The 13,888-nt window shown below is 60.2% G+C and carries 12 protein-coding genes; 9 read left to right on the top strand and 3 right to left on the bottom strand.

The window, feature by feature from the left end; translation table 11 throughout:
- Positions 1-92 precede the first annotated feature (92 nt).
- Both E4021_RS16840 and argB read left to right on the top strand, forming a co-directional pair.
- Positions 93-1,064 (top strand): TraB/GumN family protein, encoded by a 972-nt coding sequence (locus E4021_RS16840; protein WP_136460553.1) that lies wholly within the window; start codon positions 93-95, stop codon positions 1,062-1,064.
- Between the two features lie 5 nt (positions 1,065-1,069).
- Positions 1,070-1,837, top strand: a complete 768-nt coding sequence (gene argB, locus E4021_RS16835; RefSeq protein ID WP_136460552.1) for an acetylglutamate kinase — start codon at positions 1,070-1,072, stop codon at positions 1,835-1,837.
- Position 1,838: 1 nt separating this feature from the next.
- On the opposite strand, the gene rfbD is transcribed toward argB, so the two are convergent.
- Complete coding sequence (rfbD, locus tag E4021_RS16830; protein WP_136460551.1) at positions 1,839-2,705, bottom strand: dTDP-4-dehydrorhamnose reductase; 867 nt, start codon at positions 2,703-2,705, stop codon at positions 1,839-1,841.
- A gap of 100 nt (positions 2,706-2,805) precedes the next feature.
- On the opposite strand from rfbD, the gene E4021_RS16825 reads away from it, so the two are divergent.
- From E4021_RS16825 to E4021_RS16805, 5 genes are all read left to right on the top strand, one after another.
- Entirely contained in the window at positions 2,806-3,093 is a 288-nt protein-coding gene (locus E4021_RS16825; RefSeq protein WP_136460550.1) for a hypothetical protein, read from the top strand.
- Positions 3,094-3,113: 20 nt separating this feature from the next.
- Positions 3,114-4,145, top strand: coding sequence for a UDP-3-O-(3-hydroxymyristoyl)glucosamine N-acyltransferase (lpxD, locus tag E4021_RS16820; RefSeq protein ID WP_136460549.1), 1,032 nt, complete (start codon positions 3,114-3,116; stop codon positions 4,143-4,145).
- On the top strand, positions 4,142-4,684 hold the full coding sequence (locus tag E4021_RS16815; RefSeq protein WP_136460548.1) for a cob(I)yrinic acid a,c-diamide adenosyltransferase: 543 nt from the start codon (positions 4,142-4,144) through the stop codon (positions 4,682-4,684). The genes lpxD and E4021_RS16815 overlap by 4 nt, the downstream gene beginning before the upstream one ends.
- Before the next feature lie 530 nt (positions 4,685-5,214).
- A complete protein-coding gene (locus E4021_RS16810) occupies positions 5,215-6,696 on the top strand; it encodes a sigma 54-interacting transcriptional regulator (protein WP_136460547.1) in 1,482 nt (493 codons plus the stop codon).
- Between the two features lie 24 nt (positions 6,697-6,720).
- A complete protein-coding gene (locus E4021_RS16805) occupies positions 6,721-7,773 on the top strand; it encodes a lactonase family protein (protein WP_136460546.1) in 1,053 nt (350 codons plus the stop codon).
- 12 nt (positions 7,774-7,785) lie between these two features.
- Here the strand turns inward: E4021_RS16805 and E4021_RS16800 are convergent, their stop codons facing one another.
- Entirely contained in the window at positions 7,786-10,884 is a 3,099-nt protein-coding gene (locus E4021_RS16800; protein WP_136460545.1) for a ligand-binding sensor domain-containing protein, read from the bottom strand.
- Between the two features lie 212 nt (positions 10,885-11,096).
- Between E4021_RS16800 and E4021_RS16795 the strand changes: the two genes are divergently transcribed.
- Positions 11,097-12,152: a hypothetical protein gene (locus E4021_RS16795; RefSeq protein ID WP_136460544.1), complete on the top strand. Its 1,056-nt coding sequence runs from the start codon at positions 11,097-11,099 to the stop codon at positions 12,150-12,152.
- A gap of 68 nt (positions 12,153-12,220) precedes the next feature.
- Here the strand turns inward: E4021_RS16795 and E4021_RS16790 are convergent, their stop codons facing one another.
- Positions 12,221-12,829, bottom strand: coding sequence for a DUF6992 family protein (locus E4021_RS16790; protein WP_136460543.1), 609 nt, complete (start codon positions 12,827-12,829; stop codon positions 12,221-12,223).
- A 128-nt stretch (positions 12,830-12,957) separates the two neighbouring features.
- Between E4021_RS16790 and E4021_RS16785 the strand changes: the two genes are divergently transcribed.
- Entirely contained in the window at positions 12,958-13,887 is a 930-nt protein-coding gene (locus E4021_RS16785) for a YheT family hydrolase (RefSeq protein WP_136460542.1), read from the top strand.
- Position 13,888: the final 1 nt, after the last annotated feature.

Genomic DNA, 13,888 nt, shown 5'->3' with positions numbered 1-13,888 from the left:
ATGGCCCTGTCGGCCCGGCTGGGGTCATCAACTTTTCGCGGTGCCAGGCTTTTTATTCGCGGCGGCACGTTGCCGCCGTTTGACGAAGTTCCATGCGTTCCTACCTTTCCCTTTTCTCCCTGCTGGCCCTGGTCGTAGTCGTGCCGGTGGCGGCCATCTCCGCGCAGGCCACCGCAACGGCGGAAGCTAACACCGCATTTCTGGCCCCCACTGCCGAGGATACCAGTCTGCTCTGGCGCATCAGCGCAGATGGTGACCTTGCGCCGAGTTACCTGTTCGGTACGATTCACATCATCCCGGAGGCTGATTACTTTCTCGACGGCTCCGTGGTCCGCTCCATGAACGACGTTGAGGCCGTGCTTTTCGAGATCGACCCCAGCGAGATGCAGAACCCGGCCGTTTTGCTGGGCTTGATGGACAAGCTAACCATGCGCAACGACACCACCCTGGAGGATTTGCTTACCCCCAGCCGGTACGACAGCGTGGCCAATTACTTCAACCAGAGTGGCCTGCCCTTTTTCATGTTCAAGAATATGAAACCCATGTTCTTGTCCGCAATGGTCGGTCAGGACCTGACGGGCGGCAACCCCTTCGGCGGCGGCACCGGGGAGGGTGGCATGAAAAATTACGAGACTGAGCTGGCCAAGGTGGCCCGGGCCGGAGATAAGGCGGTCGGCGGCCTGGAGTCGTTGGAGTTCCAGCTTAGCCTGTTCGACAGTATTCCCTACCAGGTACAGGCTGACATGCTGTACCAGTCCATTGCCGCGGATATGGATGAGGGACTGGCCGAGGGCGGGGGGCAGTTGCAGCAGATGGTAGCCATGTACAAGGCCCGCGCCGTAGCGGAGATGTCGCAGCTGATCACCTCCGAAAGCCAGGGATACGGCAACTTTGAAGAGCTTCTGGTCATCCGCCGCAACCAGACATGGGTGCCTGAAATCATCGAACGCCTCGCTACCGCCCCTACCATGTATGCGGTCGGCGCCGGTCACCTCGGGGGTGAGCACGGAGTGATCGCCTTGCTGCGCGCGCAGGGCATTTCGGTTGAGCCGGTATACGAATAGCCGGTATGATAGTCTACAAGATCGGTGGCAACATCATCAATAACCCGGCTACCCTCCACGAGGCCCTTGACTTTATAGCCGAAGGCCTCACCCCTTCCCTGCTGGTACACGGTGGCGGGCGGCGGGCCGATCAGGTGCTTTCCGAACTGGGTCACGCGCCGCGCATGATCGACGGGCGCCGAATTACGGATCAGACCACGCTTGAGATCGTGACCATGGTCTTCGCCGGCTCGATCAATAAGGAGATCGTTGCCCAATTGCAATCCCGCGGCAATAATGCCATCGGTCTGAGCGGTGCCGACGGCAACGCCGTCCTGGCCCGCAAGCGTCCGGTGGGCAAGGTCGATTACGGCTATGCCGGCGATGTCCTGGCGGTGAACGGTGCCTTGCTCGACGGTTTGCTGCGGCTCGGCTTGCGCCCGGTACTCTGCCCGATTACCCACGACCGGCGCGGGCAACTCCTGAATACCAACGCCGACACGATCGCCAACGAAGTGGCAAAGGCCCTGGCCGCGGTGGGCCATGAAGTAAGCCTGCAATACTGCTTCGAACTGCCCGGCGTGCTGCGCGACATCAACGATCCCGCATCGGTAATCACTTTACTCAATCCCGACAGCTACGCCAACTACCGGGAGAAAGGGGTGATTTCCGCCGGTATGATACCGAAGTTGGACAACGCCTTCGCCGCCATCAATGCTGGCGTTCGGGAGGTGGTCATTGGCAACCTGGCAGCCCTCCGCGAAGGAGCCGGCACCCGGATTCGCCAGCACTGATTCAGCCTTCTTCCCGCGCCCGGATCTTGGCCATGCACTCGACGAGCGCGGCGCGCCAGTGGCGGGGCGTACCGATGATGGAGGAGATCTTCTGGGTATTTAATACGCTGTAGGCCGGTCGCTTCGCCGGCGTAGGATACTGGCTGGTCGTGATAGGCCTGACCTGACAGTCGATGCCCGCGATTTCGTGAACGGCCTTGGCCAGGTCGTACCAGGAGCAGACCCCACTGTTGGCGTAATTGTACAATCCCGGGGCCTCGCCGGAGATAGCCAGCTTCATGGCCGCGGCGGCAAGGTCAGCGGCGTAGGTGGGCGAACCGATCTGATCGGCTACGATGGCCAGTTCCGGCCGCTCCCGCCCCAGGCGGAGCATGGTACGCACGAAGTTTTGTCCGTACTCGGCGTAGACCCAGCTGGTGCGCATGACGTAAGCTTCGGGGTGACGGAGCATCACTTCCTGCTCCCCTTCCAATTTGGTGCGCGCGTAGACGCTGGTGCCTAGGGTGGGATCGGTTTCCAGCAACGGCCGGTTACAACCGTCGGCGTAGACGTAGTCGGAACTGAAGTGCACGAAGGCGGTACCCGCGGTATGGCAGGCGGCGGCGAGACGGCCCGCGCCGTCTACGTTGATGGCGTGGGCTTTTTCGGGTTCCGCCTCGGCCCGGTCGACGGCCGTGTAGGCGGCGGCGTTAAAGCATATGTCGGGTCGTGCCTCGGCCAGGGCCGCCTGGATGTCTTCCGACCGAGTAATATCTAGGGTGGAGCGGTTGTAGGCGAAGATGCGCCAGTCGTGCGGCAGTGCCTTGGCCGCGCCGATCAGTTTCTGACCCAACTGTCCGCCGGCCCCCGTTATCATAATTCTGTTCATTGGCCGCAAAAGTAACGGATTGGTCGACTTCCCGGGTGGTAGATCCCCGGCAAGACGGATTGCCTAAGCTTTACCTACTTTTGCCGAAAGCCTTTTCACCATGCGCATTATCGGTAGACTGCCGGATCCCCGAATGCAAATCACCGTCTTTGAAAACGACGGTCGGTACCCAGTTCAGTTCGAACTCGGGGGGGTAACCCAGATCTACCGCTTCCGCAAAGGGGAACGACTCAGCAATATGGGCCATCTACGGACCTACGTAGACGAGGCTTTTCGCGCCGCGGTCTTGCAACAGTTTGAACAGATGCAGCGGATCCAGGCCGAGGTGCTCCGGCGCATCGATCCGCCGGCCGCCGACGACGCCGATGCCCTGCCCTCCATCATTTAACGCTTCCACCCTATCCCACCATGCAAATATCCGCCGCGGCCCTAGCCCAGATGATCGGTGCCGTCGTTGAGGGCGACGCCGAGGTGTTAATCACCGGTCCGGCCCGGATAGAGGAGGCCGGCAAGGGCCACATCACCTTTCTGGCCAACCCGGCCTACGAGCATCACCTATACGGTACGGAGGCCGCCGCCGTTCTGGTGAGTCACGAATTTCGGCCCAAGGAACAGGTGCCCGCCACCCTGCTCCGCGTAGAGAACGTGTACGAAACCGTCCGCAGCCTGCTGGAGATTTACCAACAGGACGAGGCGGCCCGCACCGTACGGCAAATCAGCCAGCACGCCTCGGTAGAGGACGGGGCCCAGCTCGGCGAGAAGGTCCGCATCGGCAAGTTCACCGTGATTAGCAAGGGGGCCCGGATCGGCGCGGGCACGGTGGTGCTGGATCAGGTGTTCATCGGACCGAACGTCCGGATAGGAGAGAACTGCACCATTTATCCCGGTGCCCGCATCCTGCGCGGATGCGTCATCGGCAACGACTGTATCGTGCATTCCAACGTGGTGATCGGAGCCGACGGCTTTGGCTTCCTGCCGGACGGCGATAACCACTACCGAAAGATTCCGCAGGTGGGCAACGTCGTCATCGAGGACGACGTCGAAATCGGGGCCAATACCACCATTGATCGCGCCACCATGGGATCAACCCTCATCCGGCGGGGCGTAAAACTCGACAACCTGATTCAGATCGGCCACAACGTCGAGATCGGGAACAACACGGTCATTGCCGCCCAGGCGGGCGTGGCCGGCTCCACGAAGATCGGTGCCAATTGCCGGATTGGCGGGCAGGTCGGATTCGCCGGGCACCTCACTATTGCCGATGGCACCAATATTCAAGCGCAATCGGGGGTAGCCCGTCACATCCGCGAGACCGACCAATCACTGGCCGGTTCTCCCGCCTACAATTACCGCGACTGGATCAAGAGCTCCATTCTCTTCACCCGCCTGCCGGAGCTGTACAAGCGCATCGCCCGGCTGGAAAACCAGGCCGACCGATGAAAATCTATACCCGAACCGGGGACCGTGGCGAAACCGGATTGTTCAGTGGGCGCCGGGTCAGCAAGTCCGATCCCCGGGTAGAAGCCTACGGTACCATTGACGAATTGAACGCCTGTCTGGGCCTGCTGCGGGACCACGTCGGCCCTTCCACCGAGCCCGGCACCCGCGTACGCGCCCAGATCCTGGAACAACAAAAGACACTCTTCGCGCTCGGCGCCGCCCTGGCCGACGACCGACCGGATGGAGGCTACCGCGTACCGGAATCGGCGGCGACGCAGCTGGAGGAATTTATGGATGAAATGGATGCCGCCCTGCCGCGCATGACCCATTTTGTACTGCCGGGGGGAAGCCCGCCGGTAAGTTTCGCTCACCTGGCCCGCACCGTATGCCGGCGGGCGGAGCGGAGGTCCGTAGAAGTAGAGGGTGTAGACCCGGCGGTGATCGTATACCTGAATCGCCTAAGCGATTACCTGTTCGTACTGTCACGCTATCTGGCTCATACGGCTGGGGTGGAGGAGATCAAGTGGGAATCGGCGTAATAAACGACCGGGAAGGGGCCAAATGACAAACCGGGAACTGACCACCCGCCTTTCGGCGTGCGGCGTTCCCGGTTTGATAAAACTAAATCGGTTTAGTAGAGATGCTGTGATAGATCGAGGTTTAGTGAGCAGGGGTGGAGATACCGACAATGAGACGGTAAACGGTGTATCCGATGAGGAATAGGGTTGCCAGGATCAGCATACAGATCAGGGCTAAAGCAAAAGTATCCATAGTGCTATAGTTTTGTAGTCAGTTATAAAATTAACTAAATATACGTTTTTTTTCAACAATACGCAATAATTTTTTTCTTTCCTCGTAGGCGCAGGATTTTGTTCTATAATTGGCACACTTCGACACTGAGGGAATCAGCCATTTTGGGCCACTTTGCGGTACCGGGCGTCGCCGAAACCGTCGAAATAATGGGTGAATTTTGTCTGGTCGCCGGGGCGGCGCCAGGTAGCCCGCATGGGGTGCAACCAATCGTAGCGCCAGCCGTTTAACAATTTTCCCCACGACAACCAAGCTATCTATGGCCCAGGCCAAAACCCTCGGTGAGCTGAAAGCGTCCGGCTACACCCCCCGCAGTGTAAAGCAGGAGCTTCGCGACAACCTGATTCAGCGTTTACAGCAGAAAGAAGAAGTTTTTCCCGGCATTCTCGGCTTTGACGATACGGTGCTGCCGGATATGCAGCGGGCCATCCTGAGCCGCCACAGTGTTCTGCTGTTGGGGCTCCGGGGGCAGGCCAAAACCCGTATTGCCCGTCTGTTGGTCAACCTCCTGGATGAATACGTCCCCGTGGTAGCCGGCAGCGAACTCAACGACGACCCCCTGGCGCCGATCAGCCGCTTTTCTTCCGACCTGATCAAGGAAATGGGCGACGACACGCCCATCGACTGGTGGCACCGCAGCGACCGCTACGTGGAGAAACTGGCTACGCCCGACGTGTCGGTGGCCGACCTGATCGGGGATGTCGACCCCATCAAGGCCGCGACCCTCCGCCTCACCTACGCCGATGAGCGGGTAATCCACTACGGCCTGGTACCGCGGGCACACCGGGGCATCTTCGTGATCAACGAACTGCCCGACCTGCAGGCCCGCATCCAGGTATCGCTGTTCAACATCCTGCAGGAAGGGGATATTCAGATCCGTGGCTTCAAGCTGCGCCTCCCTCTCGACATCCAGTTCTTGTTCACGGCCAACCCCGAAGACTACACCAACCGCGGCAGCATCATCACCCCGCTTAAGGACCGCATCGAAAGCCAGATCCTCACCCACTATCCAAAGACCGTGGAGATCGCCCGGAGCATCACGGCGCAGGAAGCAACGCTGGCCGACGAGCAGCGTGACCGCGTGGAGGTACCGGAGTTGCTCAACGTCATGCTCGAGCAACTTTCATTTGCTGCCCGCGACAGCGAGTACATCGACGAGAAGTCCGGGGTGTCCGCCCGCCTGAGTATTACGGCCCTGGAGAACCTGGTCTCGACCGCCGAGAGAAGATCACTGATCAACGGCGACGAGCACACCGTGGCCCGCATCACCGATTTCTGGGGGGTGGTACCGGCCATCACCGGCAAGGTGGAGCTGGTCTACGAAGGAGAACAGGAAGGCGCCTATGGCGTAGCAATGAAGTTGCTGGGTCAGTCCATCAAGACCTCATTCCTCGCCCATTTCCCCGATCCGGGAGACGTGGCGGCCGACGGCCGGGGGGAGAGCGATCCCTACGGTATCATTCGCGCCTTCTTCAGCGGCGGCCACGTGGTTGAATTGCTCAACGACGGGAGTAACCAGGATTACCGCGAGGCGCTGGATAAAGTTGCCGGCCTGCGCAAGTTCGTCACCGGTCACATCGATGAGAAACTGTCGGAAGCCGAGACTTACCTCTACATGGAGCTCGTACTCCAGGGTCTGGCCGAGATGGAGGTACTGAATAAGGAAGCCCTGCACAATAGTCTGAACTTCCGGGATATCCTGGCCGATATGTTTGGGGGCGAGGATATCGATTTTCGGTAGCCCACCCGGCCGAAACGCACTACTATGCTATTGATCGTAGGCGGTTACACCGTCACCATGTCCGAGGACGCCCCGGGTAAAGCCAGCGGTATCTCCGCCTATGACTTTTCGCCCAGGGACGGCAGCCTCGAATACCGCGGCCACGCCAGGACCACCAACCCGAGCTATCTCTGCACCGATCCCTCCCGGAAGATCGTCTACGGCGTGCGCGAGTGCCTGAACGAAGAACACCCGGGCGTAACCGCCTTCCGGCTGCAGCGCGGCAAGGGGAACAAGGTCGTTTTTGAACAACTGAGCGACGCCGGGCTCCACGGCGATCACCCCTGTCACGTGGCACTGGCCGATCGTACGTTGATCGCTAGTTGCTACACCAGCGGATCGGTACACGTCTTTTCGCTGGAACCCGACGGAAGCATCGGGGAGCCGCTGCAACGCATCGAACTGGAGGAAAAGAACCGCGCGCCGCACGCACATTGTGCCGTATTCGATACGTCCCGCTCACGGGTTTACCTGAGCGACCTGGGTTCGGACTGTCTGCGGGTGTTTGACCGGGCGGCCGACGGGCGACTTACCCAACGGCCCGACCTGGCGGTTGACTTCCCAGCTGGCGCCGGTCCCCGGCACCTGGCCCTGCACCCCTCCGGGGAATACCTGATGGTCAATTTTGAGTACCGCGGGCGCGTGGCCTTGATTGACCTACGCGAATCGGCTCCGAAATTGGTCCTGGACCTTCCCTCTCTACCGGAGCGCGCGGTGGAAGGCACCAGTGGTGCCGCCATCCGGATCGATCGGGCGGGAAAGAACATTTACACCAGCGAGAGAAACTACAGCGTCATTTCCGCCCTGCGGCTCGACCTGGCCAAAACCAGCCTGCAACTGCGGGATACGGTACCCAGCGGTGGGGTACGCCCACGGGACATTTTATTGAGCCCGGACAATGAGTGGTTGTTATCGGCCAACCTAAAGGACCACAGCATCGGCGTGTTTCAGATCGGTGCGGGCGGTGGACTGCGGCTGAATCACGTCGTACGCAAGGTTCCCAGTCCTACCTGTTTGGCGTGGCTACCGGGGATGTAGGGGCTAGCGGTATTACGCCAGCCGACGCATACGTAAGGTCAGGGTGTAGCCGGCGCGGTCGTCAATGGTAAGCTCGGCCCGCAGCCGCTGGGCGCGCATTCGCATGTTGTCTTTCCCCTGCCCTTTCTTGGGCGTGAAACGGGTACTGGTGTAGACCGGGAACTCCTCGCTCTGTTTCCCTTTACCGTTGTCGCGGATAAACATCTCGAAGGTCTGGGCATACTGCTCGAGCTCAATTTCGACGTAGGTCGCATTGCTGTGTCGAGCGATGTTGTTGATTGCTTCCTTGTAGATAAAGTAAAGGTCCTGCCGTACGTTGCCCGGGAGTTCCCGCTCGATGTTGAATCCCTTGGCGGAAAAATCGTAGCGGATGTCCAGTGGCAGCAGTACTTCGTCGGCGTGTTCCTGCATACGTTGCAGCAGGTTACCGATGTTGTCGCGGCGGCTGTCGATGCTCCAGATCACGTCGCTCATCTTGGACATGGCATTACGGCCCGCCTCCCCGACCGTCTGCAAGCGGGTGCGCATTTTCTCATCGTCCGTCCGGTTCTGTAGCAACTCGGCCTGCAGGGTAATGCCGGCCAGCAAACCACTCACTTCGTCGTGAATATCGCTGCTCAGTTGGGTGCGCAGCTGCTCGTTGCGCAGTCGTTCCCGCAGCTTGGCCTGCAGTATAAAGAAGAACAGGCCTACGATCACCGTAGCGATCAGAAACTGGAACCACGTGCGCTCAATGAGGTACTGCCGCACCCGAATGTTGAGGGTCAGCATCTGGTCACCGTAGTTGCCGTTGGCTCCCGCAGCCTGGACGAGCAACTTATAGTTGCCGGAAGGCAGGTTGTTGTAGCGTACCGTACGCTCATTGCGCAGTTCGCGCCATTTCTCGTTGAAGCCGTCGAGTTTGACGCGCAACTGGGTGAGGCTGGGGCGCTGGCCGACGGGCAGTGCAAAGGATACAGCGATGCTCTTCTCGCTGGCCTTCACCTCGATGTCGGTGAGTTGGTCTAGGTTCCGGCTAAGGGTGCGGTTCTCCCCCCGGCCGTAGATCACTACTTCGGTGATCATCACGTCCGAGCCGGCCGACTCCACGCTGAGGTCATCGTCGCGGAAGACGGATAGCCCGTTGTCCCCCCCGAAAAAGTAGCGGCCGCTGCGGTCGCGCAGGAATGAATAGGGGTTGAAGTCGTCGGTGGCCAGTCCGTCTTCCATGTAGTAGCGCCGGAAAGTTCCGTTGTCGAGGTCGTCGGGCAGGTGGACGAGGCCGTTGTGGGTAGAGAGCCAGTACCCGCCGGTGGAATCCGGAACGATGCCCACAACGGTGTTGCTGCTCAGGCCGTCCTGCCGGCCGTAGCTCCGCTCGGTGCCGCTGATGGGGTCGATGATGCGCAGGCCACCGTCGGTGCCCAGCCACCACTTCCCCCCCACGTCCTCGTAGATGCAGTTGATGGTCAGGGCGTTCATCTCCGTGGCCTGTTCGGTAGAATCAAGCTGGCTGTATACCGTGGAGCGTCCGGTTGCCGGATCGTACCCGATCAGTCCCTTTTGCCGGGTTCCGAGCAGGAGTTGTCCGCCGCGCGAATGGTAGAGGTACCGGATGCGCAAGCCCCGCAGGCGTACGGCATTGCTTTCGTGATCCACGAGTTCGGCGAAGCCGCCGGTCCGCTCATCGTACTGCAGCAGCAAGCCCACCTTCCGGGGGTCGGTGGCACCCAGGTAAATGGTGCCCTGCGGGTTCATGGCCAGGCACATAAGGGGATAGGTGGAGGCATAGGTCTCGGTGATCCCGGTGCCGACGTTGTAGCGCAGTAGCAGTCCGCCCTTGCCCATTCCGGTCGGCTGGGCCACGCCCCAGATAGCATTGCGGATCCGGTCGTAGATGAGCTGCCGAATCTCCCGCATTTCTACGCGTGTCCCCGTGGAATCCTGCAACGGTAAGGGTACCAAATCCGTGCTGTTTCTGGCCATGGTGTAAATCGAACCACTGGCGTCGGCCACGTACACCGTACCGGCGGAATCCTCGGCGATGCCCTGCACGGGACTGTGGTAAAGTTCGTTGGTATTGTCGTTGAGGTAGTTCCCGATCGACTTGACGTAGCGCTCCATCACCCCGAGGCCCTCGCGCAGACCCAGGTAGGCCGTTTCGTTGAAGTTTACCGCCGCGATGCTGGTCACCAGGCGGTTGGTCGGCAGTTCCCGTTCGAAGAACTGGAAACGGCCGGCGGTATCCACCAGGTAGTACTCGTCGGGGTACTGCTTGCCGAGTATGTCTTCCGTACCCAGCAGCAACAACTGCCCCAATTCGTCGCGGAAAATGCTGGTATAATGCAGTCCGGAATCCAGATCGGGTACGGGCAGCGGGTCGCCTACCGTCTGGGGCGACCACCGGTACAGGGGGTAACCGTCGCGAAAACTCAGGTAGACGTATCCGTCCGGTCCCTCGGCCATAGTGTACAGCCGCCGCTGGCCTTTCCGGGGGGGGAAGAAGGTGTTGAGCAGGTCGCCGTTCGCGGAAAGGTGTCGGAAACCGTGCTCGTCGTCGTAGAGCAAGAATTGTCCGTTGCTCAGGGGCAGCAACTCGATCCGCGGTGCGAAGGTGAGCCACCCGTCGTCGGGCTGTTGGTAAATAGCCTGGAAGCCCTTGTTGGTATACTCGTAGATGATCGTACCGGCCTGCCCGATGGCCACCACGAAGGTGCGCCCGAACTGGTCCGTCACGATCGTCCGGGGAAAACCGACCACGCCCGTACTCGGGACGATGTGTACCTGCTCGACCGAAAAGTCACGCGGATCAAAACGGTCGAAGTATCCGTAGAAATCGTTGAAGGTAAGAATCAGGTGCCCGTCGTTGTCGGCCCGCACCGACTCGATAGCCCCGCGGCTCAGGCCGGGCTCATTACCGAGGCCCTGCCCGAAGGAGACGAAGCCGTGCCCGTCGAAGCGATTCAGTCCGTCCATCGTCGCTACCCACAGGTAGCCGTCGTCGCCGATGTGCAGGTCATTGATGTCCCGGGTGCTCAGGCCGTCGGTCACCGTGAAGTATTCGATGCGCATGGCCTGCCCGCCCAGGGTGGTGACCAGGAAGAGCAGGAGCAGGGTGGAGAAAGCTTTCACGGAATACGCCGCCGATGGGTTTCGAAAGGTAACGAGTTTCGGAAGAGACAAGTTATCCGCAAGGTACGGTCGGGGTGCCGGCCGACCAATTCCCCCCACCCGGAAAGCGGGAAAGGTACCGAACAATGCCCCCGGGTGCTCTTGTTACATAGTAGATCAAGTGAATTAACACACTGAAAAACAATATATTAAATATGATTACCCCAACCCGAATGAAAAACCTGTTGATCTTCCTTTTTGCTTTCGCCCTCAGCCTACCGGCCTTTGCCCAGGAGGAGATCGATCAGCGCATTGACCGCTCTCAGGACAAGATGGCCAAACCCGGAATGCAGGCCGATATCGATCAGCCAGAACTGGACAACAGTGCCTTTGAGCGCATGATGAATACCCGCCTGACGATCGATTTCCGCAAGACGGTGATCGAGGCCCTGGAACTCACTGAGGAAGAGATCAATGATTTTGATCCCATCTTCAACGATTACCAGCGCGACAAGGAAGCCATCACCGCCCGTCGCCGCAACCTCATCAAGAAGTACCACGAAGAGATGGCCGAAGACGACAGCATCGAGGATGAACGCTCCGAAACCGGCGAATTTATCGAAGAATACTGGGAACTCGACATTGCCGCCATGGATCTGAAGAAAGACTACTTCGACCGGCTCGAAGACGAGATCGGACCGCTGAACGCCCTGCGCTTCATCTCGCTTGACGAAGCCTTTCAGGACCGTGTCGACCGCATCCGCCTTCTCCGCAGCGTCCCCACCCTGGTCGTGCTCGAGCCTAATTACGTGGCCTACCAGCGCGAACTGGACGCCTTTAACCAGTGGAAATCGGTCAATATTGACGGCTCGGTATCCCTCGACCACCAATTTATCTCCGACGGACTGACCAAGCTGCTCAACGCCGTGGAAGCCATGAAGAACGCCGAAGGAATCTCCGTAGGCAACTTTACTGCCACCAAGGGACTGATCCTCGAAAAGGCCGCCGCCATGCAGCGCGACTGGCAAAGTGACCAGCACGCCGACTACGCCGCTGAAGCCCTGAGCCGCACCGCCGGACTCTTCCGGGAAATTGCCGCCGAGCGCTTTGATGCTCCCCAGGAATCCATTGCAAAGCTGCAAGAGATCGCCGATGGCATCCGTCCCGACCTCATGCTCACCGAGCAAAAGGAGCTCGTCTATTCGTACTTCGATACGGCCGAATCCATCCTCAATAACCTGGTTCGCCAGAACAAAGAAATGAACACCTCAGCCTCTTCGGAACGCTAGGGTAAACGCCTAACCTACTGTTATTTATCGCCCCGCCCCGGACTCCCGGCGCGGGGCGCTTTTGTTTGTCAAAAGCCAAGCGTCAGACCGATCCCTTCGGAGGTGGGCCCCAGCAGCGGCGCGTAGTCGGCGTCCCGCCCGGCGGCAATGCAGTAGTTGACCAGGTCGAAAACAAGCAGAAATCCTCCCTGCAGCAGGACGCTGTTGCCGTAGCCCCGGAGCCGATCCGCGTCGACGTCCGGGCGGCGCGCTCTTTCCCGCAGGTACATGCCGCCCACCACGTAGGCGACGTCCAGCCCCGCGTTGAAGAGCAGCACCTTTTGCAAGCCGTGGTTCTCCGCCAGGCTCCCGAATGCATCCAGCGCAGCAGGGTCCTCGCGGGCCACCGAGAGGTAGCCCAGGGCAGCGATGCCGAGGTTTACCGTGTTCCAGATCGCGTTCATCTCGTGGAAGCGCCGGGCCTCCCCTACCCGGCTTCCGCGCAGTGCCAGACCCAGTCCGATATTGCCCACCGCCCAGCCGCCGAGGAGCAGCATGGCCCGCTTCTGATGGTGGATCCGCTTCGCTTCCAGCGCATGGTCGGAAACGGTTTCGCCGTAGGTAGAAGAGGAAAGGGTTTGCGCCGGCGCGCGGGTGCCGAGCAACAGGGCGAACAGCAATAGGAGTGGGTACTTCACGGGACTGGAATTTTGGCCATCACAACGCAAAAGGACGTATGCCCTTCTTCCCCAACCAAACTACCCGGCGCTCCTTTGGTTTCCATTGCACCCGCTCCGCCATAACCCCCCGCCTGCGCTTAATTCCTATGATCCAACGATTCACCGGCCATTACCAAACCATCGTGCCCCACCTTTTCGCTCAGGTTGCCATCGACTATCGACGTGAGCGTATCGACACCCCGGACGGCGATTTTCTGGATCTCGACTGGCTGGACCGCTCCGACAGCCGGCAACTGGTAATCCTGAGCCATGGCTTGGAGGGCGACAGCCAGCGGGCCTACATCGCCAGCGCGGCCCACTACTTCGCCCGACACGGCTGGCACGCGCTGGCCTGGAATTGCCGCAGCTGCTCCGGAGAGATGAACCGTACGCGCAAACTCTATTCCCACGGACAGAGCGAAGACCTGGAAACCGTCGTCGATCACGCCGTCGCTACCGGGCGCTACGACCAAATCGTGCTCGTCGGTTACAGCATGGGCGGCAACCTGACCCTGAAGTACCTGGGTACGCTGGGCAAATCCCTACCCCCGCAGGTTACTCACGGCGTAGCGTTTTCGGCACCCTGCTTTATCCAGCACAGCGTGGATAGTCTCGAGCGCCCTGACAACTGGGTCTACAAGCGCAAATTCTTCCGTTCGTTGTCCGCCAAGATCGCCGCCAAGGAGGCCCAGTACCCTGGCCTGGTCGACCTTAGCGCACTGGACCGCGTCTCGGTCTGGCGGGATTTTGACCGGGCTTTTTCCGCCGTAATCGGCGGGTACGACGATCTGGATGCCTACTACCGCTACCTCTCTTCCGGCCACTACGTGGACGGAACCACCGTGCCCGTCCTGATCGTCAACGCCCTTAACGATCCCATCGTACCGGACGCCTGCACGCCGGTGGACCTGGCCCGCCGCCATGACCTCATCACGGTGGAGCAACCCCGCCAGGGCGGGCACGTAGGCTTTTCCCTGCGGGGCAAGGACTATAACGGAATGGACGAGCGTGCCCTGGCGTTCGTCAACGGGAGATAGA

Source organism: Neolewinella litorea, assembly GCF_004803465.1.
In the GTDB taxonomy this organism is placed as follows: Bacteria; Bacteroidota; Bacteroidia; order Chitinophagales; family Saprospiraceae; genus Neolewinella; species Neolewinella litorea.
This window is presented reverse-complemented; position numbering and strand designations above follow the sequence as displayed.